Annotated in this window: 26 protein-coding genes; 12 read left to right on the forward strand and 14 right to left on the reverse strand. The window is 51.5% G+C overall.

Features of this window, described 5'->3' with window-relative positions:
* Positions 1-43: 43 nt before the first annotated feature.
* Both yycI and FCN15_RS07280 read left to right on the forward strand, forming a co-directional pair.
* Positions 44-787: a two-component system regulatory protein YycI gene (yycI, locus tag FCN15_RS07275; RefSeq protein WP_138494350.1), complete on the forward strand. Its 744-nt coding sequence runs from the start codon at positions 44-46 to the stop codon at positions 785-787.
* An 8-nt stretch (positions 788-795) separates the two neighbouring features.
* Complete coding sequence (locus FCN15_RS07280) at positions 796-1,602, forward strand: MBL fold metallo-hydrolase (protein WP_138494351.1); 807 nt, start codon at positions 796-798, stop codon at positions 1,600-1,602.
* A gap of 76 nt (positions 1,603-1,678) precedes the next feature.
* Here the strand turns inward: FCN15_RS07280 and FCN15_RS07285 are convergent, their stop codons facing one another.
* On the reverse strand, positions 1,679-1,885 hold the full coding sequence (locus FCN15_RS07285; RefSeq protein WP_138494352.1) for a hypothetical protein: 207 nt from the start codon (positions 1,883-1,885) through the stop codon (positions 1,679-1,681).
* A 574-nt stretch (positions 1,886-2,459) separates the two neighbouring features.
* Between FCN15_RS07285 and FCN15_RS07290 the strand changes: the two genes are divergently transcribed.
* The 3 genes from FCN15_RS07290 (at position 2,460) to rlmH (ending at position 4,993) form a co-directional block, all read left to right on the forward strand.
* Positions 2,460-3,806 carry a S1C family serine protease gene (locus FCN15_RS07290; protein WP_138494353.1) on the forward strand — a complete coding sequence of 449 codons (1,347 nt, stop codon included), beginning with the start codon at positions 2,460-2,462 and terminating at the stop codon, positions 3,804-3,806.
* A gap of 196 nt (positions 3,807-4,002) precedes the next feature.
* Positions 4,003-4,170: a CxxH/CxxC protein gene (locus FCN15_RS07295; protein WP_138494538.1), complete on the forward strand. Its 168-nt coding sequence runs from the start codon at positions 4,003-4,005 to the stop codon at positions 4,168-4,170.
* A 343-nt stretch (positions 4,171-4,513) separates the two neighbouring features.
* Complete coding sequence (gene rlmH / locus FCN15_RS07300; RefSeq protein ID WP_138494354.1) at positions 4,514-4,993, forward strand: 23S rRNA (pseudouridine(1915)-N(3))-methyltransferase RlmH; 480 nt, start codon at positions 4,514-4,516, stop codon at positions 4,991-4,993.
* Between the two features lie 41 nt (positions 4,994-5,034).
* Here rlmH and FCN15_RS07305 read toward each other — a convergent pair whose 3' ends face one another.
* A complete protein-coding gene (locus tag FCN15_RS07305; protein ID WP_138494355.1) occupies positions 5,035-5,262 on the reverse strand; it encodes an HTH-like domain-containing protein in 228 nt (75 codons plus the stop codon).
* Between the two features lie 180 nt (positions 5,263-5,442).
* Here FCN15_RS07305 and FCN15_RS07310 point away from each other — a divergent pair, with 180 nt between their 5' ends.
* The 3 genes from FCN15_RS07310 to FCN15_RS07320 all read left to right on the forward strand — a co-directional run bounded on the left by FCN15_RS07310 (position 5,443) and on the right by FCN15_RS07320 (position 7,579).
* A complete protein-coding gene (locus FCN15_RS07310) occupies positions 5,443-6,009 on the forward strand; it encodes a DUF1643 domain-containing protein (protein ID WP_138494356.1) in 567 nt (188 codons plus the stop codon).
* Between the two features lie 208 nt (positions 6,010-6,217).
* Entirely contained in the window at positions 6,218-6,457 is a 240-nt protein-coding gene (locus tag FCN15_RS19145) for a hypothetical protein (protein WP_162515306.1), read from the forward strand.
* 318 nt (positions 6,458-6,775) lie between these two features.
* Complete coding sequence (locus tag FCN15_RS07320; RefSeq protein ID WP_138494358.1) at positions 6,776-7,579, forward strand: hypothetical protein; 804 nt, start codon at positions 6,776-6,778, stop codon at positions 7,577-7,579.
* A gap of 68 nt (positions 7,580-7,647) precedes the next feature.
* Here FCN15_RS07320 and FCN15_RS07325 read toward each other — a convergent pair whose 3' ends face one another.
* The 8 genes from FCN15_RS07325 to FCN15_RS07355 form a co-directional block, all read right to left on the reverse strand.
* Complete coding sequence (locus FCN15_RS07325) at positions 7,648-8,106, reverse strand: hypothetical protein (protein WP_138494359.1); 459 nt, start codon at positions 8,104-8,106, stop codon at positions 7,648-7,650.
* A 27-nt stretch (positions 8,107-8,133) separates the two neighbouring features.
* Positions 8,134-9,783, reverse strand: coding sequence for a recombinase family protein (locus FCN15_RS07330; protein WP_138494360.1), 1,650 nt, complete (start codon positions 9,781-9,783; stop codon positions 8,134-8,136).
* 78 nt (positions 9,784-9,861) lie between these two features.
* A complete protein-coding gene (locus tag FCN15_RS07335; RefSeq protein WP_138494361.1) occupies positions 9,862-11,415 on the reverse strand; it encodes a recombinase family protein in 1,554 nt (517 codons plus the stop codon).
* Positions 11,416-11,444: 29 nt separating this feature from the next.
* Positions 11,445-11,585, reverse strand: a complete 141-nt coding sequence (locus FCN15_RS19150) for a hypothetical protein (RefSeq protein ID WP_162515307.1) — start codon at positions 11,583-11,585, stop codon at positions 11,445-11,447.
* A gap of 163 nt (positions 11,586-11,748) precedes the next feature.
* Positions 11,749-13,521: a DNA primase family protein gene (locus FCN15_RS07340; protein WP_138494362.1), complete on the reverse strand. Its 1,773-nt coding sequence runs from the start codon at positions 13,519-13,521 to the stop codon at positions 11,749-11,751.
* 26 nt (positions 13,522-13,547) lie between these two features.
* Positions 13,548-13,958 carry a hypothetical protein gene (locus tag FCN15_RS07345; protein ID WP_138494363.1) on the reverse strand — a complete coding sequence of 137 codons (411 nt, stop codon included), beginning with the start codon at positions 13,956-13,958 and terminating at the stop codon, positions 13,548-13,550.
* A 112-nt stretch (positions 13,959-14,070) separates the two neighbouring features.
* Positions 14,071-15,846, reverse strand: coding sequence for a DNA polymerase (locus FCN15_RS07350; protein WP_138494364.1), 1,776 nt, complete (start codon positions 15,844-15,846; stop codon positions 14,071-14,073).
* Between the two features lie 379 nt (positions 15,847-16,225).
* Positions 16,226-17,071, reverse strand: a complete 846-nt coding sequence (locus FCN15_RS07355; protein WP_138494365.1) for a V-type ATP synthase subunit I domain-containing protein — start codon at positions 17,069-17,071, stop codon at positions 16,226-16,228.
* Positions 17,072-17,190: 119 nt separating this feature from the next.
* On the opposite strand from FCN15_RS07355, the gene FCN15_RS07360 reads away from it, so the two are divergent.
* Complete coding sequence (locus FCN15_RS07360; protein ID WP_138494366.1) at positions 17,191-17,670, forward strand: hypothetical protein; 480 nt, start codon at positions 17,191-17,193, stop codon at positions 17,668-17,670.
* 66 nt (positions 17,671-17,736) lie between these two features.
* Here FCN15_RS07360 and FCN15_RS19600 read toward each other — a convergent pair whose 3' ends face one another.
* The 4 genes from FCN15_RS19600 to FCN15_RS07375 form a co-directional block, all read right to left on the reverse strand.
* Positions 17,737-17,868: a hypothetical protein gene (locus tag FCN15_RS19600; RefSeq protein WP_275259479.1), complete on the reverse strand. Its 132-nt coding sequence runs from the start codon at positions 17,866-17,868 to the stop codon at positions 17,737-17,739.
* A 17-nt stretch (positions 17,869-17,885) separates the two neighbouring features.
* Positions 17,886-18,197, reverse strand: coding sequence for a DUF960 domain-containing protein (locus FCN15_RS07365; protein WP_138494367.1), 312 nt, complete (start codon positions 18,195-18,197; stop codon positions 17,886-17,888).
* A gap of 20 nt (positions 18,198-18,217) precedes the next feature.
* Positions 18,218-18,718 (reverse strand): JAB domain-containing protein, encoded by a 501-nt coding sequence (locus tag FCN15_RS07370; RefSeq protein WP_138494368.1) that lies wholly within the window; start codon positions 18,716-18,718, stop codon positions 18,218-18,220.
* 61 nt (positions 18,719-18,779) lie between these two features.
* Entirely contained in the window at positions 18,780-19,157 is a 378-nt protein-coding gene (locus FCN15_RS07375) for a hypothetical protein (RefSeq protein ID WP_138494369.1), read from the reverse strand.
* Positions 19,158-19,444: 287 nt separating this feature from the next.
* On the opposite strand from FCN15_RS07375, the gene FCN15_RS07380 reads away from it, so the two are divergent.
* From FCN15_RS07380 to FCN15_RS07390, 3 genes are read left to right on the forward strand one after another with little or no spacing between them, the layout of a single operon-like run.
* Positions 19,445-20,941 carry a type I restriction-modification system subunit M gene (locus FCN15_RS07380; protein ID WP_138494370.1) on the forward strand — a complete coding sequence of 499 codons (1,497 nt, stop codon included), beginning with the start codon at positions 19,445-19,447 and terminating at the stop codon, positions 20,939-20,941.
* On the forward strand, positions 20,931-22,226 hold the full coding sequence (locus FCN15_RS07385) for a restriction endonuclease subunit S (RefSeq protein ID WP_162515308.1): 1,296 nt from the start codon (positions 20,931-20,933) through the stop codon (positions 22,224-22,226). The genes FCN15_RS07380 and FCN15_RS07385 overlap by 11 nt, the downstream gene beginning before the upstream one ends.
* Positions 22,227-22,241: 15 nt before the next feature.
* A complete protein-coding gene (locus FCN15_RS07390; RefSeq protein ID WP_138494372.1) occupies positions 22,242-25,316 on the forward strand; it encodes a type I restriction endonuclease subunit R in 3,075 nt (1,024 codons plus the stop codon).
* The last annotated feature ends 6 nt before the right edge of the window (positions 25,317-25,322 follow it).

Here is a 25,322-nt window from a genome sequence, read left to right on the forward strand (position 1 = left end):
GTATTCCGCTGTATTCCCGCTATAAGCAAAGGAGGTTGAGGGAATGGACTGGAGCAAAGCCAAAAATGTGCTCATCTACGCGTTTATGCTGCTGAACCTGGTGCTGGGCTATCAGCTTTGGAGCGATCTGCGCGAGCAGGCGGACGAAAGCCCCGACCTGACCTCCCTTGCCGGCAATGTGCAGCGGGCGATGGAGACGAAGGACATCAAGGTGGCGGCCGCGATTCCGACCGATACGCCGGAGCTTCCGAAGATCAGCTACCGGTTTGTCGGCACGGACGGCGGCAAGCCGATGAATCTGGAGGAGCCGGTGTACAGCAAGCTGATCTTCTCCCCGGAAGAGCTGGTGTCAGCGCTTGAAGGCAGCATCCCGGACATTGCGAATTACCGCTACGATCCGGTGGATGATGAGGAAGGAACATTTGTGATGCACCCGCTGGTGGGCGGGAAATATCCGCTTTTTCGCCTGAATCTGGAGCTTCAGTACAGCAATCAGCGCATCATTTCGTACACGGAGCAGCAAATCGAGATCAGCTCGGTCGGAGAGGAGAAGCGCCAGCGGGTGCTGTCCGCTTCCAAAGCCCTGGGCAACCTGGTGGAAAATTATTTGCCAAATGACTCGGTTGTCAAATCCATCGAGCTCGGGTATTATGGGGAATTGTTCAACTCCGATGCTCAGGTGGCCGCTCCGGCTTGGAGGTTTGCACTGGAAAGCGGAGAAGTGTTCTACGTACAGGGCATCAGCGGTGACGTAATCAGCGCCAGCAGTGACAAAACAAAGGAGTAATGGGAATAATGGGTATACGGTTTACGGTGTTGTCCAGCGGTTCTACCGGCAACGCGACGGTAATCGCTTATGAAGATATAAAATTGATGATCGATGCGGGCTTCAGCGCAAGGCGGATCGATGAGCTGCTTGCCGAACGGGAGGTTTCGGGAGAGGAACTGAACGGAATTCTCGTCACGCATGAGCACTCCGATCACATTAAAGGGCTTGGCGCAGTGGCACGCAAATACAACCTGCCGATCTATGCGAATGAGTTAACCTGGGCGGCCATGGAGAAGCAGATCGGCGCGATTCCCGAGGAGAACCGGCGGATCTTCGGAACGGGCGAGGCCCGCGATTTCGGATCACTGCGGGTGGAATCTTTCCCCGTGTCGCATGATGCGGCGGAACCGGTGGGCTACTGCTTCTATGACGGCAAAGAGAAGCTGAGCGTAGTTACGGATCTTGGGTATGCCAGCGACCGCGTCCTGCAGGCGATCTCCGGATCGGACGTGCTGGTGCTGGAGTCCAACCATGACGTGGAGATGCTGCGGATGGGGCGTTATCCGTGGAACATCAAACGCCGGATTCTCGGCGATATGGGGCACTTGTCCAACGAAGCGGCGGGCGAGGTCATGAGCCTGCTGATGAACGGCCGCGTCAAGCGGACGTACCTGGCGCATCTGAGCCGCGAGCACAACATGCTCGATCTGGCAAAAATGTCCGTGCGCGAGGCGATGGAGGACCGCGGCTGCTTCTACAAAGACAGCGAGTTTAAGCTGTGCGAAACGTATTACGACCGGCCGACGCCGTGGGATGCGGTGGGCAGCCTGTAAGCGGCCGTTTATTTTCATATAGGGAATAGGGAACCTCAGGATAGATCCGGGGGTTCTTTTTTTTGTTTAGGACTGCCTAAACGATAGGATACGGAGGCATGTTGATGAACCCCTCAAGCCGCAGCGCCCGCTCCTCGATTTCTTCACGGGAGAGGATGCCTTTTTCAATCAACAGCTCCATCATGACGCTCAGCATCAGCAGATTATGATAGTGCCCGTCCTTCAAATCGGCCAGCTTGGCCAGGATATTCACTTCATTCATCGGGGAAAAGGAAGATTCCATCGGTTGATCGCTCCTTGGTTTCAAAATTAACAGAATAATTGGGACAATTGGGTAAGTAGCCCGCTGAAAGGGTAAAGAAAGATACATCCCTTTTGGCCTTAACAAGGCCTTTCGCAAAGGAAGGGATGCAGGCGGAGCAGGGGAAAGGGCAAATATGGAATTTGGTTCATTTTACCTAGGTGATTCATCTTCTAAGACTGGCGGATTATGATAAAATGAATCTATCAACTGCTACAAGTATAGTCGGGAGATTTGATAAATATTCCTGATTCCGGAAATGAACCAGCAACATTCCTGTGGATCCTGCCGTTATAAAGGATAATGATAAATGAATCGGCGGGTCTCGGACCGGCAAAAATCAGCTGAAAGCCATTAGAATATCGGCTATCCTGCCGCATATGATGGTGATGGATTTAGACGATTTACATTTACAGCCTTCACTTATGAAAATGAAAAGTAAAATAGTGGAACATGCTTGGAAGAGGTAAGGACAGACCTTCCGGCTGCCTGGGCTGAGGCAACTGGAAGTAAATATAGAAGCAAGCCGGAGAAAGCACGGAGGGGAGCAGTTACAATGGGATTGTTTGATGATGATTTTTATTCCACAAAAGTATCCAGAAAGGCCCGCATGATTAAAGGGGCCGATGGAAAATGGAGTTCGCCCCGCAGACCGCGGAAGGGCTGGACGACCATGCAGGCCGCCGTTATTTGTTCGGTGATCAGCTCGGTTGCTGCGGTTATCCTGTTCAGCTATTTGACCGGAATCCCCTCCTCTACCAAACATGCAGGCGGCCTTGACTTAACGTCAAACGCCCGCGACGATTATGATGAGAAGATCATTCAGGCCTCAGCCAAGGTCCGCCCTGCAGTGGTCAGCATTGTGAACCATCAGGCTACACAGGACGATGACCCGGCCGCTGAACCGTCAGCGCTCGGCTCCGGCGTCATTATCAAGAAAGAAAATGGCAAGGCTTATGTCGTGACCAATAATCACGTTATTGAAGATACGCAGAACCTCGTGGTTGTGACAGCAGACGGAATTTCCAAGGAAGCGGCGGTTGTGGGCACGGACCCGGTAACGGATATTGCGCTGCTTTCGGTAGATGACAAAGGCATCAAGACCGTAGCGGAAATGGGCGACTCCAGCAAGCTGCGGCTCGGCGAAACGGTCATTGCCGTCGGCAATCCGCTTGGTCTGAGCGGTACGCAGACCTCGGGCATCGTGAGCTATACCAACCGGATCGTACCGGTATCTTTGAACCAGGACGGCGTCTATGACTGGGAGCAGGAGGTCATTCAGACCGATGCGGCCATCAACGAGGGCAACAGCGGCGGCGCCCTGGCCGACCTGAACGGCAAAGTGATCGGCATTAACACGATGAAGATCGCCGATACCGGCGTAGAAGGGCTGGGCTTTGCGATTCCGTCCGACGAAGTCATGAAGACGGTCAGCGAGCTGGAGCTGCACGGCAAGATTTCCCGCCCTTATCTGGGCGTATACTCTCTCGATCTCGACAATCCTTACTCTCCGCTTACCGACGAGCAGCGTACAGATTTGAAGCTGCCGGATGATCTGACGGAAGGCGTGCTTGTCCTGGAAGCGCACGGGCCTGCGGCCGAGGCGGGACTGCAGCTGAACGATATCATCGTGGAGCTGGACCACCAGCCGATCGCTTCCACGCTGGAGCTGCGCAAATATTTGTACGACAAGAAGGAGATCGGCCAGGAGATGGAGGTCGGCTACTACCGGAATGGCGAGCTGCAGAGCACAACCGTGACGCTGATCGAGAAGCCTGCCAATGCCGAAGCTAATCCGGATGCTGACGGAGGCAGTGCGGGCACGGAGGGCAGCGGCACGGATAACAGCGCCGACGGAGCGGCGCAGGATAGCGGCGCGGATACGGACGGATCCGGGAAATAATTTTTAAGCCAAGGGGAAAAAGGGTCCAGGCAGATGTATAAATAAAGCATGGAGCCGCACACTAAAAAGTGATAGAGTTTGAAGTAGCAGCAGGCTTTAGCCGGCTATGGAACATGTGCGGCAGTCTGCGGCTGTGGGCTGTGCAGCAAACGTCCGGCCTGAGGGGCCGGGCGCAAGAGAAAGGATGCTTGACGGTATGTACGTAGTATGCAAAGAACACCTGGAGCTCGCCATCGACATGTTTGTCGACGAGTATGAGGATGCTCCGGATATCGTGGACTTGAAGGAAACGGAATTCGCCGACTGGGACCCCCCGGCCAAATGTGCGGAATGTGAGAAATCCGGGGAGTTTTTGGTGGTCTGACGGCAAGTGAAGCGGGGCATTGGAAGAAGAGCGCGGGGATGCGCTCTTTTTTTGTTGTGAAAGGAGCGCGGGACGCGGGACATTGGGGAAGGATAGGTGAAGTAGGCGGAAGAACGGGAGGGCGGAACGGGGCTGGGATGGCTGAGCTGGGGGGCTCTCATGCTATAATTGGGCAGGTAGACTCAGTGGGTTGAATCAAGTTCCGAAGAAGGATCGGAGTCTAAGCGGTTAAAGATTCAAAGTTTTCAGGATCATCGGCAGCAACAATTAACGCATAGAGCCGGGCAGACAAGCAACTGAATTAAGGTGCCGGGCCTGCTTTTTACATAATGGAGGTTATATTATGTTTATTCAAATTATTGGCGTCGGCAAATTGAAGGAGAAATACCTTGTCCAGGGCATTGCCGAATACACCAAGCGCCTTGGCCCGTACGTGAAGTTCCAGATCATCGAGGTCCCCGATGAAAAAGCACCCGACTCTCTCAGCGAAGCCGAGGTCGGCATGGTCAAGGACCGCGAGGGCGAACGCATCCTCGCGCACGTGAAGGGCGATGCCCATGTCATCGCCCTCACGCTGGACGGCAAGCTCTGGAGCTCGGAAGAGCTTGCCGCAGAGCTCGACAGGCTCGGCACCTACGGGTCGAGCCATGTCGTGTTCATCATCGGCGGCAGCCACGGGCTCGCCGATGCCGTCCTGCGCCGGGCACAGCAGAAGCTGTGCTTCGGGCGCATGACCCTGCCGCATCAGCTCATGCGGCTGGTGCTGGTGGAGCAGATTTATCGGGCGGTGAAGATAAATCGGGGGGAACCGTATCACAAATGACGCAAATTTTTTGGTTTCACAAATGAAAATTCAAGAGAGATTTATTCTTTTGGAACCACATATTCAGACAAATTAATGCCTTTGTTAACCTCCGTAGCATAGGAGATGTTGATACCAGAGGCGCTTACGATTTCTTTTATACTGTAATTATTTCTCGTAATGACATCGGCGTACTTAACTCCGAATAAATGGATTTTTGTTACTTGTCTGCCGTGAGGGGCTTTCTGATACATTTCTCTTAAGATAGCTCCAAGTTGAGCAACGGTCATTTCTTGTACAACTCCCTTGAAAATATTTTCATTGAAACTTCTACTGAAAGCTTAAGGACTCCTTCTTTCATATCTAATTTCATCTAAATTGTAAAAGTTTGGGGTCGCTTATATGATTCCTATGTTCCGAGATGATTTATGGCAATCAAACATCGTATCCATTTTTAAGGGGGTGTGAAAATGCAGGTTACTCGTGCAGCTGTTAAAATCCTAGATGATGGTGGGATAACATTTGTATCTGCTGGTGATATGAAACGATATTATTTTGCACAAACTATTGATGAAGAGCGGTTAGATAAGCAATTGACCATATTGATGTACAATCCAAGCACACTGAGTGGAAATGATAAAACGGTAGCATATATTGAGAAGGTGTGCATGTGTCATGGATTTGGAAGTTATAACATCATTAATTTAATACCCCAAAAGGGTGGAAATCCAAGTTCAATCAGTGTATATTTCGATGACTCAAATCTTGATATTCTCTCAAGAGTTTTAAATCAAGCTGCAACTCCTGTCTGGATTGGTTGGGGGCAATTGATTAAGGGGAAGTCGCAAGAGCTATTTCCTAAAGAATTAAAGGATCTGTTACGAAACCATGCGAGTAGATTAATTCGTGTGAAAATGATACCTGATAAATACAATGGAAAGTACCCAGTCCATCCTTCATATCTTAGACGTAAACACTTTCCTGTTGAGAATATTGAGTTTGTTCCCTTCGATATTAATCATCTAGAATCATATTAAATATTGTTCAAAAGAAGCCAAAGAGACCACCTACCCAGGTGGTCTCTTTGGCTTAAAGTGACTAGACGATCAAACAAGTGACACAAAAACCTTGCTCCTTTCTGAGTTCAGAGAGCAGGGCTTTCCAGCATACTAGTACCTTGTTGCTACATCCTTTGCTACTTTTAAAGCAGCAACATTACATGCTGTTGTTGTGCTACCAGCTGCGATGACTCCCAAAGCAGTTGCGTTTGATAATCCGGCAGCTGCTGCAGCAGAACCAACTGATGTCGCAACTGATGCACCAGCTGTAGCTGTTATACCAGCTACAGCTGTACCAACCACAGGAATGGAACTTGCGACTGCGGCTGAAGTCACGGCGGCTGCCGTTGTAGCAACAGCTGCGCCTGCTGATGTTAAGGCTCCGACAGCAGCGGTTGCAAGTGGGATCAAAAAGAACATTTTCTAAAACCTCCATTTACGAGTAGAATACATAAATTCATTTCCAATTTGGTGCAAAAAATACCTTACTGAAAATAAGTCTTAAGTAGATGTGTGGATGGGGGGGAAGGGTAATTTTTCTTTGATCCCTATGATCCGGTGCGATTGCTCGTCGATCAAACATCTCTCTAAGTTATAATATCTTATTAATGTTATTTTTGAGACGCATTCACCGAAGGAAAAAGAAACTAACGGCTATTAACCGGAATTAACACAAATTCACCATGGTTTATGTTGACATTAACTCTTTGCTTGATTACAATGATAATCACACAGGAGATTTCTTGTGAATAATGGTGAATGGTGGTGTATGTTAATGCCTTGGAATGATGAGGACTCGAGAAATTTGGAAAGAATCGCGGATGCTCTTGAACGATTAGTGGGGTTTCAAGAGCAGCAATCAGTAGTCCCATTGAACGCCGAAGATATATTAGATGATGTATCGACGAATAGCTTGGAAGCCGATTTTTTTTCACGAGTCACGCGTGTATACATTGAGGAGGGCCAATTGGTTGAGCAACGAGGTGGAGGGAAAAAGTCATCAAAAAGGGTAGCGAGTGAATTTGCAGAAGTCTACCCGGCTTTTTTTGCTGAGCACCTCCAGGGGATTACGGTAAAGGCAGTAAAGAGCGGTTTCCTCATCTTTCAGCGTGGCGATGAAGTGATATGTGGACTGAAGGTATATACCGATCTAGGTTACGGATGCCGGGGAAAACAATGGTACAAAAACATGGATTACTTCGTTAAGATTGCTTCTAGCTACGGTATTTCAAGTGATCGTGTTTACTTTTTAGTGGTCTCTTTCCGCAATGGGCTAGACAACGAACATGTGCAACAAGTTCTTGGTTTCAAAATCTCAAATAAGGAGCTCCTTGAAGACGGAAACCGTCAATACCTTGAACAATATGCAGATGGGTGGCTTAACGGCGCAAGAAATAATCCGATTCCGGACCCAAAGCAGCAATGTTTCTTTCTAGCGACCAAGCTCCATCCCAATGTTCTAAGTGAGGTATTACAAGAGGATCTCGCGAATTACGAATGGTTCCGGCCATCCGTAACGGAATTGCTAAATAGAATTAACAGCCTATAGAGCGAAAGAGCTAAAATGCTTGCGAAGACCGCCAAAGAATTAGGCGGCCTTCGCAAGCGTGGGAAGCGTCACTTATTAAAAGGATCGTCAAACTGAACGTAGAACGGCTCAGCCATTTTTTTTAACCAGGTGATGGAGGAGGGAATGGGGGAACCTTCTAGTTTTGGAGGTCCTTCAACCCAGGTATCCAACCAAACGTAACAATCAGCTTCTTGCTGTTCGAAATAAACAGAAAAATAGACGTCCGTACCGTCCACATATTCGCAAAGCCCGGTAGAACCGCTTGTCCGCAGAGCTACTCGTACAATGTGTGTCGGCCTACCTATATTTAAGTACGATTCCCGAAGCACGACATCGTCAAGAGAATAGGGAAGAAATTCGGCTGTCTCCGGCGTTTCCTTGAACGGAATTACGGCAGCCGCCATGACCCATACGTTGTCATCGAGCATTTGTTGCTCCGGGTTGTACCCGTTCCTCTCGAATTCCTCTTTTAGCTTCTCAAGAATCAGTTCATTCACAGTCTTCATTTTCTTTCTCCCTTCGTTGTTAGGCGATTAGATGACCAAGTTGAACTTGTATAGCGGGGACTTTTGCCTTGAAACAGCAAAAGCCCCCTCCGACCCGTTGTCGGAAGGGGCTAATCCTAAAAAATGCTTTTGCGTATTTTCGTCGAAGTTCAGCTCGATCGATTCGATTTTTCGGTTCTTAACGCTAATCTGCTTGATTATAAGGTGGAGCAGGGACCTGATTTGCTCGGTAGGAGCCTTGCCAAGAATCTGATCGAGCTGGCCCAGGGTGGTCCTAACGTAGTCGTAGTCGATCATCTGGCTGCTGTCGTTACCGAGATCCCATTCGATTTCGGACTTTCTAGCGAGTAGCCGCTCCCTCTCCTCTTTCAGCTCATCCAAGCGGTTCGCCAATGTTTCGCGGTCGACTAGCTCGTCCTCGAACAGGGTGAAATACTTCTGCCGCTTGCCCTCGATCGAATCGACCTTTTGGGTGATGTGTTTCAGCTCTTCTTGGAGCGGGGCAGTGTTACCTTTCCTCTGCTGGTTCATGGTGAGCACGATATCCATGAGAATGCGCTCATTGTTGATCACCTCCTTAATGCGCTGGTAGACGAAGGATTCTGCGTAATCGGCCTTCACGCTGTTGGCGCGGCAAACGGAGCTGCCCTTGCTCTTAAAATTCCCGCAGGAGTAGTAGCGGCGGATGACCTTCGTACCGTCTTTCAGCTTATTGACCGTTCGGCTAGCAACCATCGCCGCACCACATTGCGGACATCTCAAAAGGCCGGTCAGTGTGTACTTGCCGTCAAATGTTCTCGACGATGCAACAGCTTTGGATTTTTGGAGCAACTGAACTTTTTCCCACAACTCCTCGGAGATGATCGGCTCATGCTCACCGTCGACAATGATGGGTGTATCGTTTTTCCCCTTGCGGCGACGCTCGTTCCAATTCTCGAACTGGTTGAACCGGATTTTTCCGACATAGACAGGGTTAAGGATGATCTGCTTGATCGAATCCGTACTGAAGGCATTCCCGCGCTTCGTCGAGCAGCCTTCCCGATTAAGCTGATTGGCGATAGCCTTAAGTCCCTTGCCGGAGGCGTAGAGTTCGAATATCTTTCGCACAATCGCGGCCTCCTCGGGGACGATCTCTAGGGTGGAATCCCGCCGATGCCGCTGGCCGAGAACGGCTTGACTGCTGCGATATCCGAGCACCTTGCCGCCATTCCACTGTCCCGTACGGGCCCGCTGGCGCATGCCCATCTTCACATTGTCAACGATGGTGTTGCGCTCTAGCTCGCCGACGGCCCCGAGCATCTGTAGTGCGAATTTACCCATCGCAGTTTCAGTCTCGAAATTCTCAGAGAAACTGCGGAAGGTAATTTTTTGCTGGCTCAGCTCGTCCACGATTTTCAGTAGGTCTATGGTGCGGCGACTGATCCGATTGATTTTCCACACGAGTACCTCGTCAAAGAGGCCTTGCTTTGCGTCTCGCAGCAGTTTTTGTAGCTCGTATCGGCCCTCGATGGATTTACCGCTGACGCCGCGGTCCACATACTCACCGACAATGGATTTTTGGTGCAAGTTGCAGTAGGTTCGAAGCGTGTCGAGCTGGGCATCAATTGAATATCCAAAATCAGCCTGCTCCTCTGTAGATACCCTTGCATAGATAGCAATACGATGATGGTTTACCATTGTAACCTCCTTGCCAAATGGTTGGTCGTCGTTCGGTTAAAATTTCGTTTCCCGTGAAACAGTCAAGGAATACGGGCATTAGCTAACATGCTGAATCGCATTGGCAGGCGGTAAAGAGATGTCTATCAGTACCTCTTTCAGGTGAATCCGAACGGTCTTGTCTTGCCCGAACGTGATCTCTTCGATCATGTTCCGAAGCAATCCGCGCTTCTGTTCGGGGGAGCAAGGCTGCCATAGGAGCTCGAACTGTTCCAAGGCCTTCCGGATTTGAGGCAGGGAAATCTCTTTACGCCGTTCTGCATCATGCTCCTGTTTCAAGCGTGCTTTTTCAAGCTCGAATCCAGCGAGGGAATCCTTGATGTGGCCGAGCTGTTTAGAAAGCTCCTGTTGGCTGATCACATCCTGCTCGAAAAGCTCGAACGCTTGCTTCTTCTGGATGGCAGATTCCTTGATCTGCTTGTCGAGAAGCTGCATTTGCTCGCTTAGGTATTGCAGCTTAAGCTTGGTTTGCTGGTTTACCCGATCGACAATGTCCCGAATGAGTTTAGGATGAGTGATAAGCTGTTTCAGTCGGTCCAGCACCTCATTCTCCACTGCATGAGCTGGTACGTGATTCGGCTTGCACGACGTGCTTCCTTTGTTATGGTACTTGGAGCATACATAGTAGACGTAGCGCTTGAAGGACCCATTTTTCCGGGTGGCCGTCGTGTAGCCGCCGACCATGCCTGACCCACAAGCTGGACAGCGCAAGAGGGAGGCCAAAATGAAATCATGCGGAACCTGTTTTTTCGGTCGACCCGAATTTTCCCGTAGCCGCCGATGCACTTCCACCCACAATGGAAGGGGAATAATGGGTTCATGTTCGCCTTGTGCGAACTCCTCGAACTGTTTCTCGGGGTCACAGAAGCGTATTTTCCCGATGTAGACGACATTCTTCAGTATCTGGCGAACGGTATTGATTCCAAAAGCGTTGCCCTCTTTGGTAACAAAACCGGAATGATTCAAACGGTTCATGATTGCCTTAAAACCCAATCCTTCGGCATACAGCGTAAAGATGTGCTGCACAAGCGCCGCTTCCATTGGGATGACGGAGAGCGACGTTGTTTGGCGTCTGGCTGAGTGATATTCCGTCGCCTGCACCTCGTAGCCAAGAATGCGGGAGCCACAATATTTGCCTAGACGATTCCTTCTCTGGCGGCCCATTCGCATGTTCTCGGAGATCGTCTTTAGCTCCATCTCCCCAACGGCTGACATGACCTGCAGCGTGAATTGCCCGATTGGGGTTTGTGTCTCGAATGGTTCGGTGAGGCTGCGGAGGGAAACTCCGTGCCGCTTGAGGCGCTCGACGATTTCCAATAAGCTCAGGGCATCCCTCGCCAATCGGTTAACCTTCCACACAAGGACGAGTTGAAAGGAACCCTGTTCGGCATCGGCAAGAAGCCGCTGGAGAGCGGGGCGGTTGTCCGCCCGCTTCCCGGAAATGCCCTCATCGGCGTAAACCTGATAGATGGGCCACCCGTTAGCCCTGCAATACTCCCGCAGGGCTTCCGTTTGGGCCTCCAAGCTGTAGCCAAATTCCGCTTGCTCATATGTGCTTACTCGGATATATAGCGCCACTTTGCACGTTGTCATGACGTACACCACCTTTCAGATTGAAATTGTCACTTCTGGGCCGCGTTAGCGGCTGAGTTCGACTTACGATCGTCGGACGTATCGTAAGAGGCCATGGCTTCTTTCACGAGGTCAGCCAGAATGTTGATGACGAGCTGGTAGGATTGGTTAGAAGGAACGGAAGATTGCATGGTAGATACCTCCTGGACGACTAAATTGTTATATAATTACAAATATATAATATATATTCCAACCGTGTGCACTTACGGGATGATGAAGAGATGGTTGCCACCCTGCCCCTATGCCACCTTAGCGGTGGCATAAGAGGCGAGGGGGCGTGCCACTTGCAAGAAGTTAAGAAAAGTGAACGACGGAACTGCTGTTCGTGTTCTGCGGCGGCTGGCTCAGAGACAAGCCAGTTAGAAAAACGGTGCCTTGCACCTTTTTCGTCGCGTACTCCCAGCCACGGTCCGCCATTGCCATTCGGAACAGCGACCAGAAGGCCTGCATATCTTTTCGCGCCCATTCTTCGTGCCCGTTGGCGTTGCACCAATCGCGGAAAACGTTTGGGACGTCGGGGCGCTTCACGCGGCCCTCGGGAACCACTCGCACCATGTCCTCGATAAAATCGATGACCGGGTTCTGCTCGCGGCGGTACTCCTCGACGCTTTCATTCACGGCTCCCGATTCTGTGAACACGTAATTTTGTCTGCGAAGACGCTGCAGGCCTTCGAGTGCGAAGATCAGGATGCCCTCAAGCTCGACGATCAGCTTGTCAAGCAGATTCTTGTCCTCGGCTACGCCCTCGAATCGTCTGTTGAAGGGGACGAGGACGAGACGCCGGAAATAGCCGTGTGTGAGGTCTCTCGTATGAGGCAGCGTATTAAGCAGCAGGAGCAGCTTGCAGATCAGCTTGCAACTAAAGGCTGCCTTGTATTTCTGCTCCACCGTGACCACATCGCCGCCCGTAATGGCTTTGAACATCTGCGTATTCAGTGCCCGCTCCGAGAATTCGTTCTCGGTGGAAACATTCAGCGTCTTGTCGGGCAGATTTTGCAGCCCGAAACGGGTGCCCAGGTCGCTGAGCGGGACGTTGGCCACGTTCTCCTCCCCGCACAGCAGGGTGATGATCTTAGCGAGAAGGCTTTTCCCGTTGGCCCCATTACCATGGAAGAAGAACGCCTTCTGGATGACTGTTTCTGCGGTAAGGAAGTACCCCATGATCTCCTGAATGAGAAGGATTCGCTCCTGATCGCCGTCCATAATTTCGTGAAGGAACTGGCGAAATCTTGGACATTCTGCATCGGGTCGGTAATCGATCGGGATGCGAATAGTTGAGAAGAACGAGGGATGATGTTGAGCCAGCTCCATGGTCTCGGTGTTTAGCATCCCGTTGTTCAGGTTCAGGAACGAGCGGTTCTGGTTCATGGCCTTGACATGTTCCGCGGATAAGCGCAGAGCAGCCAAGTATTCCTTGTCGTACGAAGACTTCCAAGCATTCGGGGCCGCTTCGTGGAGGATATCCCGCAGGATACGGGATACATCCAAATCCTCAAGCTTCACCCAGAATCCGTCCCGGTGGTAGCCGCAGAAGTACGATCCCGCTACGAGGCAAAGCTTGATTCGCTTCAGGAAGCCTTTCACGAAGAGGTTAGCGTTGAAGATCCACTTGCCTTTAACAGGGTCGAAAACGAATCCGTGATCGTACATAAACCGATCATGAGCGAGCTTCTTCACCTCCTCGACAGGTGAAGACTCGAGATCCTTGTCCGAAGTAAAGCCAATCCCGGCAAGCATACCGTAGGTGGCAGGAACCGGCTGCTGGGCGCATGCCGCTTGGAATGCGGCATCCAGATCGGCAGCGGCATAACAGGGCTGATTTTTCAGCCACACGTGCAGAAACTTCCGGCCATCCTCCCCGAAAGGGGAGAGGATGGAGAGCGCCGCGCGAAACAGCTCGGAATCGAGAGTGGTCTGCTGGGATTTCAGCCATTGGAAAGCCTCTAGCTTAAGGAGAAAGCCCATGTAGGAGGCCTTGTATTGCAGCAGGAAGTCCTCCGTACGGAACGATTTCGGAGCCGTTTCGTGCAGGGCTGCGGGGGAAACGGATTGGATTTGTGTGGACATATGAAAGCTCTCCTCTCGGGTTTAGGTTAGATTTGGCCTTGAGTCAGATCTAACGATTCGCGCCATACGGAATCGACGTTGTCGTACGTGTCACCGTCTGCGGTGACGTTGTGCTTGATTTGGATCATCACTTCGGCACCGAGCAACGAATTGAGGTCGAAGCGCTTGCCGACCGGATGCCCCGTCACGCCGAAAACCAGCTTGTCAAACATGGAGCCGGGATGGTTGGAGACCAGGTAGGACTGACGAATGGATACCATCTCGAAGCCTGTCTCGGTGGGTTTCTCTACCTCAAAGGTGACAAGGACCTTATTTCTTAATCCATAAGGAGTATTGCAGTTTGCCAGAACGTCATAGTTTGCGATTTTGGCGCGGTAGATGATCGGGTCAAGCTTCGGCTTGCGGGGACCGAATTCGAGAATGTTGGATGCTGTCATGCTGAGCACGCTCCTTTGAAATTTTGTAGGATGGTATGGTGAACCTTGCCACCTGCCACCTAGCATAAAGGGGCAGGGTGGCAAGGGGGTTGCCAGAGAGAGAGAAAGATCGTTAGCCCTTGTTCCAGTACGGATTGATTCGTACATCGACCTGGATGGGGACCTTGTCAATCAGTCGGGACATGCCCTCTTTCATGACGTTCGCTAAGAACGTTGCGGCTGCCTCGGCCTTTTCCTCAGGCACTTCGAGAACCAACTCGTCATGCACCGCGGCGATCAGCAGCCAATCGCTGGGGAGCTCCTCGATCAGAAGGGCCTGCGCCTCCTTGAATCCCTCCGCTGCAGTGGCCTGGACGGGATAGTTCAGTCGCTGAATCGCGCCTTTCTTGAGGCCAGCGTGCCCCGGACACCAGTAGCGCCCTCCCAGCGTCTCGAGCCTGTCGGCTTGCAGGACATAGTCCTGGAACCGGAGAATGGCAGGATAGCTGTAGAAATAACCGTTCCGGAACGTCGTCGCCATCCCAAGCGAGATGTCAATCCCGCATTGGGTCTGGATGCGCTTCATGAGCCCGTACGCTTGCATGCCGTAGAGAAGGCCGAAGTTGGTCGTCTTTGCAATCTTCCGCTCCTCGGGCGTGACCTCTTCGACCGGCTTGCCCAGAATGAGGGAGGCGGTCTTGTAATGAAGGTCTTCTCCGGAACGAAAGCTCTCGATCATCCGCTCCTCACCGGCGAGCTGGGCGATGACTCGGAGCTCGATCTGCGAGTAGTCCGCAATTACGAGCGTCCGCCCAGCCGGAGCCTTTACGTAGGGCTTGGCGATGCTCGGCAGGCCCTGAAGATTCGGCTGGTTGCAGGTCATCCGGGACGTATTCGCGCCGATGAGCCGCCATTTGCCCCGGATTCGCCCGTCCGGGCCAATCTGCTGGTGGAGCTTCTCACCGTAGGCACTTAGCGTCTTCTGAATCTTCTTGTAGCGCCGAAGCTTGGGGATGACCGGATGTGCGGCTTCGTGCTTGGCGAGCTCCTCGTCAGCAGTGCCCTGGACGGGAATGCCGAGCTGGAGTAGGGCTTCTTTGAGCTGCTGAGAAGATCGGAGATTGATCCCCTCGCAGCCCAGGTCCAGTTCAATCGTCCTTTGAAGCGCCAGTTGCTCCGCCTCCAGATGTTGAAGCTCAGCCTTCCATCCTTCGAAATCAAAGGGGATTCCGGCCATTTGGAGATGGACTGCCGCCGGTAATGCGGCAATCTCGCGTCGCGCGACACCTTCCAGGTAGCGGTCCTCCAGACGATCCGTTAGGATATGATAGAGCTGGTATGTTACCTCTGCGTCCCGCCTGCTGTATGCGTAATGGGCTTCCGTCAACTCACCTTCCCAATGGGCTTCGGCCTGCAATGTCTTGTCCAACTGAATCCCGAGGTACTTCCAAGCTAAGTCGGCAAGGCCGTTCTCTTGGGCGACTCGATTGTGCAACACTTGCGCCAACACCATGGTGTCGGTGTAGTTGGAGACGATGAAGCCATTCTTCAGCAACAGCGGCACATCAAAGAGCGCATTGTGAAAGACCTTGAGAACGGCAGGGTCTTTCAGCTTGTCGGCTAAAAGGGAAAGATTCTCCGAAGCCCCGCTGCTCTCACCGTCGGCCCATGAGATCAGGCGAATGGTATCGCCTATGACCTCGATGTCGACTGCGAGAACATTCCTGTACTCCGGAATGGGTCTGGTCAGTAACTCCCTCACCAGCGCTTTGTTCCGACGGATGTCGTTCAGACACGCGGCTACAAGTGCGGGGTCAGGCGCTATACCTGAAGGCGATTCATAGAGAATGCCGGACCCGCTGGGTTCAAGCTTGTAGCCCAAGCTTTTGAGCATTTTTAAAGTTTTCAAGGATCATTCACCCTTCTTGGAAATTTTGGCCCAAGTGGCAAGGTGGCGAGGTGGCGAGCACCTACGTACTACTTTTTTTCTTGAGCCGTTAAGAGCTTGATTTCATTAAAACATTTCCGCCGTTTACGTTTTAGGAGGGGGAAATTCTTTCTGATTTCCCCCCCTACGTAAGTCCGGCATCGGTCGCGAGGGGCTATCGACTCGTCGGCTCTCTAGCTCTTTCAAAGGACTGCTCAAGAAGATGATTTTATTTAATCACCTATTGCCAAAGTGATTTAGGAGGGGAAACCTCATTTTTTATTACCCTGTATCGGATGAAAAAAGAAAAAAGCAGGGGAGATTGCACCCCTGCTTGGCCGGCTTTAGGTTCTGGTTGGTTTTAATGATTACGTCTTTTCTCCAATTCTTCTATGATGCTCATAGTGAGCTCTAACTGCTCCTTAGTTGGCTTCTCTACTGGGGTTTCCCGGAGTAAAAGGCTTTGCTCATTTCTGTACTCCTGAATTGCTCTCCACAATACAAGATAGGGCTCGTCCAATTGCAGTTCGGGGATATTGCCTTCCGGTAAGTCAGGTTCACTGTTATCCACCATTTGCATGCTCTGCTCGATAATCTCTTCTGACCGGAACTCTTCGTAAATGTCGACAATGCTATGCCATTTATCGTTTACCTCTTTGATTAGCTGGCCGTAATACCGAATAAGGTGGGCTTTGTCGGAATCGTTTAGCCATTTGTCCTCGAATGTAAAGAAAGTCTTCATTTCTTCTATGTTGCGGAGAACTTGCTCGATCGCAGCTGACTGGACTTCCGTAATAGCTTGGCGGACCACGTACCTTGTTATGGTAAATAACTTGCTGCGCTCGGTCAGCTGCTTCTCGGAGTCTAATCCATCAACCAAGAGGGAGTCGACTTGCTTAACGATCTCCTCCAGTCCTTTGAAATCGATGTCGAAAAACTTCTGCTTCCTGATTTTCTTCCCGAGGTCTTTTGAAGTATAGCTATTTAGTAGCTTCTTTATGGTTCCGCTGTGCTCGGCGGGTATTTGGAAAGAGTTACTGTCGACACTGCGAAAGACCTCGGGCTGAACCCCCAGGCTGCCCAGAATCTCCTTAAATTCGTCTTTCTTTTGATCGTAGTAATTCTTGAATTGCTGCTCGTCTAGGTTTTTCCCCGCCTCTTCCGCGAGCTCTTTGCAAATCTGATACAGGGATACGTATTTGTCCATGTTAGGCTCCTTCGCTGATTGTGCTCATAACCCTATTGTAGCCGTGGGGACTCGTCCTGCAATATTTTTTGGGTCGAATCAAAATAACAATACATTACAGATGGGATGGAGGGATAGAAATGAACAGTGAACCGCGAAAACGCAAACTATCTGGGCTTCTCGAATCTTTGGAGAAAAGAAAACAGCGAGAAATCAAGATGTGGCAGGATGAGCTCAACCAGTGTCGTGAAGCGTTGAGGAAGATGAAGAATGCTGATACTAAGGATATGACACCGCTTCAATTTGCCCATTACCGCAATCGTCTGCATCTTGAAGTGAAAAAGGGAGTGGTGCTAACCCAGAAGCTCAAAGCTGCGGGAGTGCAAGTGGAAAAAAGAGGTCGACCCAAAAAAGAACCGTCCGAGGCCTACAAGCAGACGCACGTGAAGTTCACCGCGATGCTGAAACCGGGGAACCTCGATTACCTGAAGCGATTGAAGGACAGTGGAAGCATAGACAATATATCTGCATTTCTGGACGACCTGATCGAGCGGCACCGGGGCGGGCGAGAGGGTGAGGAAACAAAAAAATTTAATTTTGTTGACCACCTCGCCCCCTAACCCCCTAGAAAAAAAAGAACAGGACAGCCCTGTTCTTTTCAATTAACACCAATTACGGTTAGCCAATCACAGTTTGCGCCGAATATCCTTTGCCGAAACCCCGAAATGACTTGCGGCTTTCTGAGCAGCGGCCTCCTTCGTAAGGCCCTCCAGAATCAGCTGCAAGACGTAGAGCAAGATGACAATCCACGGTTTCATACCTTGTTCACCTCCCATTAGTATTCGCTCGGGAAGAGCATGGTGGAATGGTCACCGTCATCGATGACCCAAATCTTTGTCGTATTCATGGGCTGCTCGATTGGAGCGAATCGGTGGGTGCTCTGGTAGTGCGGCTCCTCCTGCTGATGAAGGACTACCTGTACGGGCTGACCGTCGATGGTTTCCGTACTTAATTCGAATACTTGTAAATAGTCCAGCTTGATGCCCTTAGCTTTGCAGTCGTCGATCAGTTGCCAGAGGATTAGTTGCAGGTCTAGTCCTATCTCCTCCTGAATACTTCTTGTCATGTAACGGGTGTTATTGAACATGTGGTTCGAGCTCCTTTCGATTAGATGAAGCCGCCCTCTTTGAGTGAGCAGAAATCGTTACCGGCGATAATCAGGTGGTCCAGCAGCTCGATGCCGAGCAGTTCTCCGGCCTCCTTGAGACGAGTAGTGATTTGGATATCTTCCGGCGACGGAGTCGTATTTCCGCTCGGATGATTGTGAGCGCAAATGATAGAGGCGGCATTGCTAAGGATGGCAGTCTTGAAGCATTCGCGGGGATGGACGATGCTGGCGTTCAGCGAACCAATGTGAGACGTTGTGATAGAATTCACATTATTTTTGGTGTCCAGGCAAACGACGAGAAAGTGCTCCCGGTCGGCGTCTTGGAGTAGGGGGCGGAGAAGCCGCGCGGCGTCCTGAGGGGATCGGATGGACCTGTCGGGGTATAGGATAGTTGACTCGCGGACCAGCTTCAGGCTGACGATGCTTACGCGCTTGGCGGGGGACTTCTTAATTGCTTGACTGTCGGGGAACAGTTCGAGTTGCTGCGCTACATTGGTCATTCGAAATCGCTCCTTATGTGTGCAAAATGTAAGCCCCTATTCCGATAATGGAATAGGGGCTTTAGAGTTGGGCCTGCTCGGCGAGCCATACTTCGGTTTCGGGATCGAGTGTGCCTTGGATGGTATAAAGAAGGATGAAGCATTCATTGTCGGGCATGATGCCGATCCGGTAGAGATCCTGCGATCTCCCTACTAGGACCCGTTCCACGTATTCGGGCCACTGCTCGCGGAGACTGCCGCGAAGCCCCAGAGCGGCTAGGTCGGTATCGCCCGGCTCAAGGAGAGCCATGTGACAGCACGCTTCGAGAATGAAGGAATCGGGGCTGGCGTCATCTACCGCTTGCTCGCCCACCAGGCCAAGGAAGTCGCATCTTAGATTTTCATATGCAGGACTGGCGGCCAGGCGTTCCAGGTCAGCATACCGTTTGATGAGTTTCATACGCACGTTCCTTTCAAATAATAATTAACTGAATATTCAAAATAATGATATATGTCTCAAAAGGGATTACTTTCGGTTGCCGATATTCGTAGGAAAGGCAGGATTTTACTCGACAATCTTAGAACTAAATAAACGACATCAGAATCAGATGGAACGCACGTTTGGTGACAGACTGATTGCGCGTGATCATGGTAAAATGAAATCAGACTATAAGACTATATAAGACCTTCAGCCTAGTGCTGAGTGAAATTCGTTTACGACAACATGACGACGGGGGTTACGCACGTATGGCAAAAGAGACTTTAGTGACCAGTCTGGAAGACAAGCTGTGGGCGGCAGCGGACAAATTAAGGGGCAGCATCGCCTCTTCCAAGTATAAGGATGTCGTGCTGGGGATCATCTTCTTGAAATACATTTCGGACCGTTTTGACCAGCGGTACAACGAGCTGCTGGCGGAGGGCGACGGATTCGAGGACGACCGGGATGAGTACGAGCGGTTCAACGTGTTCTATGTCCCGGAAAAGGCCCGCTGGCAGCACATCATTGGGAACGCAACCAAGCCGAACATTGGGCAAGTCATTGACGAGGCGTTCATCGCCATTGAGAAGGAGAATCCGAAGCTCGCCGGCGTACTGCCGAAGATCTACTCCGGCGCGGATATCGATCAGCGGCGAGTGGGCGAGGTCGTGATGGTGTTCGAGAATGCGGACACCTCCCTGATCGAGGAGGACGCTCTCGGGCGGGTGTACGAGTACTTTTTGGGCAAGTTCGCCTTCATGCTGGGGCAGGGCGGCGGCGAATTCTATACGCCGAGCAGCGTGGTGAAGCTGCTGGTCGAAATGACCGAGCCCTACGAGGGAACCATCTACGACCCGTGCTGCGGGTCGGGCGGGATGTTCGTCCAAGCGCAGAAATTCGTGAAGGCCCACGGAGGCAACGCCTACAAGTTGTCCGTCTACGGCCAGGAGCTGAATGCGGAAACGCGCAGGCTGGCGACGATGAACCTCGCGATTCGGGGAATCGAGGCGAACCTCGGGAAGATCCACGCGGACACCTTCCACGAGGACCAGTTCAAGGACGAGAAGTTCGACTACATCCTGGCGAACCCCCCGTTCAACATCAGCGACTGGGGCCAAGAGAGCCTGCTTCAGGACGCCCGCTGGAAGTGGGGCATTCCAGCCAAGGGAAACGCCAACTACGCGTGGCTGTCTCACATGCTGACCAAGCTGAAGCCGTCCAAGGGAGTGGCGGGCATCGTGCTGGCCAACGGCTCCTTGTCGTCCCAGACGTCGGGAGAGGGGAACATCCGGGCCAAGTTTATCGAGGAGGATTTGGTGGATTGCATCGTGGCGCTGCCGGACAAGCTGTTCTTCACGACGGGGATTCCGGTCTGTCTGTGGTTCCTCCGCCGCGGGAAGAAGCGCAAGGGCGAGGTGCTGTTCATCGACGCTCGGGACAAGGGAACGATGATCAGCCGGAAGCTGCGGGAGCTGGAGGAGGAGGACATCCAGGCGATCGCGGACACGTATCACCGGTGGCTGAAGAACGAGAGGTACCAAGACGAGGTTGGATTCTGCAAGTCGGCCACGTTGGAAGAGATTCAGAAGCATGACAACGTCCTGACTCCTGGCCGGTACGTGGGCGTGAAGGAGATTGCAGACGACGAACCGTTCGAGGAGAAAATGGAGAAGCTGGTTTCCGAGCTTGCGGACCTGATGTCCGAGTCTTCTGTGCTGGATGAGAAGATTAAGAAGAGTCTGGGGGCTATCGGGTATGAGTTTTGAGGGATGGCAAGAATGTGAGATTGGTGACTATTTTGACTTAATACCTGGGTATGCATTTAAGAGTAAGGAGTTTTTAGATCAGGGTGCGCCTGTCTTTAAAATTAAAAACATAAAACCTCTTAACGTTAAATATGATGAGTTGGCGTATGTTTCCGAATCTTACTTAAATTTAAAAAGTAAGTTTATTGTTAAAAAGGATGAACTTTTAATCTCAATGACTGGTAATAGAATAGAAGGTACGCCAGAAACATGGGTTGGAAAAGTGGCTTATTTCAATAAAGAAGAGCCGTATCTTGTAAATCAAAGGGTTGGAATTCTCAGAAAAAAGGGAGATTCCCAAGTTTCTAATAAATATATGGTTTATAAATTGAGCACAGATGAAATGCAGAAACATTTGATTTCAATTGCCACAAGTTCAGGCGGCCAAGCAAATATATCGCCAACTCAAATTTTAAGTACACGTATAAAGTTACCTTCATTCTCAACGCAAGAAAAAACAGCGTTTATTCTATCCTCTTTTGACGACAAAATCGAACTCAACAACCGCATGAACAAAGTGCTGGAACAAATGGCTCGAGCCATCTTCAAGCAATGGTTCGTCGATTTCGAGTTTCCGAATGAAAACGGCGAACCCTATAAGTCCAGCGGCGGGGAGATGGTCTGGTGCGAGGAACTGGGGAAGGAGATTCCGAAGGGGTGGATGTTGGATACGATTGGCAACTGTTCTAGCTTTTTATCAAGGGGAATTGCCCCTAAGTATGCAGAGGTCTCAGATAAGTATGTTATAAATCAAAAGTGTATTAGAAACGGTGAGCTTAATCTGGCTCTTTCAAGACCACATGTCAGCAATGTGAGTGAAGAAAAACAAATAAGGTTTGGCGATATTCTTGTTAATTCTACCGGAACTGGAACTTTAGGTAGAGTAGCACAAGTGTATGAGCGTTTAAATGATTACACGGTTGATTCGCACGTGACTATCATTCGGCCTAATCTTAAATACGGTATAGGCTATATGGGCTGCTTAGTTAAAAGCATGCAATCTACATTTGAAAATGCCGCAACTGGGAGTACTGGGCAAACAGAATTAGGGCGAGAAGTAATTAAGCAAATGAAAATTATTGTTCCTGAGCAACACTTGATAAAGGCCTTTTCCGATATTTATCATAATTTTTGTGAAAAAATGGTGCGTTCTCAGCAAGAGAACAAAGTTTTAACTTCCCTCCGCGATACCCTTCTCCCCAAACTTATGTCCGGGGAAATCGACGTATCCGAAATCGACGTATAGATAGGCGGTGAAATCATGTTTACAGAAGATAGCCTAGAATCCGTGGTCCTCGAATTGTTGGCAGAGGAGCTCCACTATACCATACAGAACGGCTATGACCTGGTGCGGGATTATCATTCGGTCCTCTTGGAAGAGGATCTTCGCGAAGCCCTCGCGGCGCTGAATCCGTCCGTCCCGGAGGATCTTCGCGAAGCCGCGCTGCGGAAGCTTCAGTATCTCGATGAGGCCAGCCTCGTGGCTGCGAATCAGCAGTTCCAGAAGTACCTGATTGAAGGAATCAGCATCGAAGTGTACGGCGAAGATGTGCCTTCCAGAATCGTGAAGGTCATCGACTTCGATGCCCCCAGCAATAACACATACAAAGCGATTAACCAATTCACCGTCATCCACAAAGCGGAGAAGCGGCCTGACGTCGTTGTGTTCGTGAACGGTCTGCCGCTCGTCGTCATCGAATTGAAATCAGCAGTTCGGGAAGACGCCACGATTCACGAAGGCTATCTTCAGATCAAGACGTACCAGGACATCATCAAGCCCTTGTTTCATTACAACGCCTTCAGCATCATCAGCGACGGTGTCAACGCTCGCTTCGGCGCTATTACGGCGGACTACGACCGCTACATGCAGTGGAAGCAGGTGGATCGCCATTCGTCCATCGTGGACGAGGCCCACATCGCCCAGATCGGCACCCTGCTCAAGGGCTTGCTGCACCGCGAGCGGTTACTGGACATCATCCGCAACTTCACCTTCTTCGCAGGCGGCAAAGCCAAGATCATCGCCGGGTATCATCAATATTTCGGGATGAACAAGGCGATCGAAAGCGTCGTCCGCGCCATCGACGGGGACAAGCGCGGCGGTGTAGTCTGGCACACCCAGGGCTCGGGGAAGTCCTTCTCCATGGTCTTTCTCTCAGCGGGGCTGATCCAGCGCCTGAACAATCCGACCATCGTCGTCGTGACCGATCGGAACGATCTGGACGAGCAGATTCACGGCACGTTCAGCAGCGCGGCGGACTACCTGCGCCAGGCTCCCGTTCGGGCGGAGTCACGCGAGAACCTGATCGAGCTCCTGGAGAACCGTTCCGTCGGGGGCATCTTTTTCACCACGATCCAGAAGTTCACCGAGGAAACGGGCCTGCTGTCCGGCCGCCACGACATCATCGTCATCGCAGACGAAGCGCACCGTTCCCAATACGGCATCGACCCGGACATCAAGATCGACAAGAAGACCCTCGAAGCGGAGCTGGTTTACGGCTATGCCAAATATCTGCGGGACGCGCTGCCTAACGCCACCTTTATCGGATTCACTGGCACGCCCATCGACTCCAACGACAAATCCACCATCGGCGTATTCGGCGAACTGATCGACGTGTACGACATGACCCAAGCCAAATTGGACGGAGCCACCGTGGACCTGCACTACGAGAACCGGCTGGCCAAGGTTCACCTGGATGAAGGCATTCTGGACCAGATCGATGCCGAGGTAGCGAAGATTGAGGCCCAGGGGCTGACGCCGGAGAAGATCGAGAAGCTGAAAAAGGATCTCGTGACCATGGAAGCGGTCATCGGCGACGAGGACCGGCTCAATCTCGTGGTGGAGGACATCCTCGCCCACTACGCCATCCGCAAAAACATCCTGAAAGGCAAGGCCATGATCGTGGCCTATTCCCGCAAGATCGCCTATCGTATGTACCAGCTCATCAAAGAAAAGGCCCCCGAGCTTGCCGGGAACGTCGGCCTCGTGATGACCGACAGCAACAAAGACGACCAGGAGATGCGGGATGTCATCGGCAACAAGCAGCACCGACAGCTTCTGGCCAACCAGTTCAAGGACGAGAACAGCGACTTCAAGATCGCCATCGTAGTCGACATGTGGCTCACCGGGTTCGACGTGCCCTGCCTCGATACCATGTACGTGGACAAGATCATGAAGGAGCACAACCTGATGCAGGCCATCGCTCGGGTCAATCGAGTCTACAAGGGCAAACAAGCGGGCCTCATCGTCGACTACATCGGACTCAGCAAGTACCTGAAGGAAGCACTGAACACCTACACCTCCCGAGACCGGAACAGCATCCCCGAAATCGAAAAGGCCAAAGAAATCCTGATGACCGAAGTGGAAATCCTGGAGGGCATGTTCCACGGCTTCGACTTCGGCGCCTACATGCGCGCGACGCCCAAGGAACGGTTCGAGCTCATCCAGGATGGCGTCGAGCACGTTCTGAAGGAACGGGCCAAGGAAACCTTCCTGAAGCATGTGGCGAGACTGCAGAGCGCCTACAACATTTGTGCGACGGCTCTGGACTTCGACGTCCGGGTGCAGGTGAGCTTCTTCATGGCCGTGAAATCCTTCATCGTGAAGGTCGAGCGGGACGGGATGCCAGATGTGGAGGCGTTCAAGAGGAAGATCACGGGCATGATCGAGGAAGCGATCATCAAGGACGGCGACGAAGTCGTGTCCATCTCGGCCAAGAAGGAGAAAAGCCTGCTATCGGCTGAGAATCTGCAGAAGATCATGGCGATGAAGCGGAAAAACGTCGCCGCGACGATTCTGAAGAAGCTGATCGACGACAAGATCAAGTGGTTCGAGCAGACCAACATCGTCCGTTCCGGCTTCTTCTCGGAGAAGCTGAAGCATATCGTGGAGCGTTACAATCAGGCGGAAGACATCGACGTGCTCATCACCCAGATGATCGATATTGCCAAAGAAATCGAATCGGCCATCAACGAGGGCATCGACATGCAGCTGACCCCCGAGGAACAGGCCTTCTACGACGCGCTGGCGAAGCCGGAGTTGGTGAAGGTGCACTATCAATCGGATGTGCTTCGGGAGATGGCGAAGAAGCTGCTGCAATTGATCGTGGAGAACAAGACGCCGGACTGGTACAAGCGAAACGACGCGCGGGCCAACATGCGCTCTCTGATCAAGCGCCTGTTGAAGCAGTACAAGTACCCGCCGGATGAGATCCCGGACGCAACGGAACTGGTCATCAAGCAAGCCGAGATGCAGATGAAATATAATCTGTACGGGACAAAACAGGATCGCATGGACTACCCTTTGGCTGCTGAAGGAAAAGCAAATTACGGTGCCTAAGCGGAA

It is taken from the genome of Paenibacillus pinistramenti, assembly GCF_005869875.1.
In the GTDB taxonomy this organism is placed as follows: Bacteria; Bacillota; Bacilli; order Paenibacillales; family Paenibacillaceae; genus Fontibacillus; species Fontibacillus pinistramenti.

Coding starts and splice junctions, on each gene's coding strand:
- yycI (WP_138494350.1), top strand. CDS start 44: ATGGACTGGAGCAAAGCCAAAAATGTGCTCATCTACGCGTTTATGCTG.
- FCN15_RS07385 (WP_162515308.1), top strand. CDS start 20,931: ATGAGTTTTGAGGGATGGCAAGAATGTGAGATTGGTGACTATTTTGAC.
- FCN15_RS19150 (WP_162515307.1), bottom strand. CDS start 11,585: ATGCAATCTTCCGTTCCTTCTAACCAATCCTACCAGCTCGTCATCAAC.
- FCN15_RS07370 (WP_138494368.1), bottom strand. CDS start 18,718: ATGACCAATGTAGCGCAGCAACTCGAACTGTTCCCCGACAGTCAAGCA.
- FCN15_RS07295 (WP_138494538.1), top strand. CDS start 4,003: ATGTACGTAGTATGCAAAGAACACCTGGAGCTCGCCATCGACATGTTT.
- FCN15_RS07360 (WP_138494366.1), top strand. CDS start 17,191: ATGAACAGTGAACCGCGAAAACGCAAACTATCTGGGCTTCTCGAATCT.
- FCN15_RS07290 (WP_138494353.1), top strand. CDS start 2,460: ATGGGATTGTTTGATGATGATTTTTATTCCACAAAAGTATCCAGAAAG.
- FCN15_RS07375 (WP_138494369.1), bottom strand. CDS start 19,157: ATGAAACTCATCAAACGGTATGCTGACCTGGAACGCCTGGCCGCCAGT.
- FCN15_RS07305 (WP_138494355.1), bottom strand. CDS start 5,262: ATGACCGTTGCTCAACTTGGAGCTATCTTAAGAGAAATGTATCAGAAA.
- FCN15_RS07340 (WP_138494362.1), bottom strand. CDS start 13,521: ATGTCCACACAAATCCAATCCGTTTCCCCCGCAGCCCTGCACGAAACG.
- FCN15_RS07280 (WP_138494351.1), top strand. CDS start 796: ATGGGTATACGGTTTACGGTGTTGTCCAGCGGTTCTACCGGCAACGCG.
- FCN15_RS19145 (WP_162515306.1), top strand. CDS start 6,218: ATGACTCCCAAAGCAGTTGCGTTTGATAATCCGGCAGCTGCTGCAGCA.
- FCN15_RS07355 (WP_138494365.1), bottom strand. CDS start 17,071: ATGGACAAATACGTATCCCTGTATCAGATTTGCAAAGAGCTCGCGGAA.
- FCN15_RS07345 (WP_138494363.1), bottom strand. CDS start 13,958: ATGACAGCATCCAACATTCTCGAATTCGGTCCCCGCAAGCCGAAGCTT.
- FCN15_RS07380 (WP_138494370.1), top strand. CDS start 19,445: ATGGCAAAAGAGACTTTAGTGACCAGTCTGGAAGACAAGCTGTGGGCG.
- FCN15_RS07335 (WP_138494361.1), bottom strand. CDS start 11,415: ATGACAACGTGCAAAGTGGCGCTATATATCCGAGTAAGCACATATGAG.
- FCN15_RS07310 (WP_138494356.1), top strand. CDS start 5,443: ATGCAGGTTACTCGTGCAGCTGTTAAAATCCTAGATGATGGTGGGATA.
- FCN15_RS07365 (WP_138494367.1), bottom strand. CDS start 18,197: ATGTTCAATAACACCCGTTACATGACAAGAAGTATTCAGGAGGAGATA.
- FCN15_RS07285 (WP_138494352.1), bottom strand. CDS start 1,885: ATGGAATCTTCCTTTTCCCCGATGAATGAAGTGAATATCCTGGCCAAG.
- FCN15_RS07330 (WP_138494360.1), bottom strand. CDS start 9,783: ATGGTAAACCATCATCGTATTGCTATCTATGCAAGGGTATCTACAGAG.
- FCN15_RS07325 (WP_138494359.1), bottom strand. CDS start 8,106: ATGAAGACTGTGAATGAACTGATTCTTGAGAAGCTAAAAGAGGAATTC.
- FCN15_RS07390 (WP_138494372.1), top strand. CDS start 22,242: ATGTTTACAGAAGATAGCCTAGAATCCGTGGTCCTCGAATTGTTGGCA.
- FCN15_RS19600 (WP_275259479.1), bottom strand. CDS start 17,868: ATGAAACCGTGGATTGTCATCTTGCTCTACGTCTTGCAGCTGATTCTG.
- rlmH (WP_138494354.1), top strand. CDS start 4,514: ATGTTTATTCAAATTATTGGCGTCGGCAAATTGAAGGAGAAATACCTT.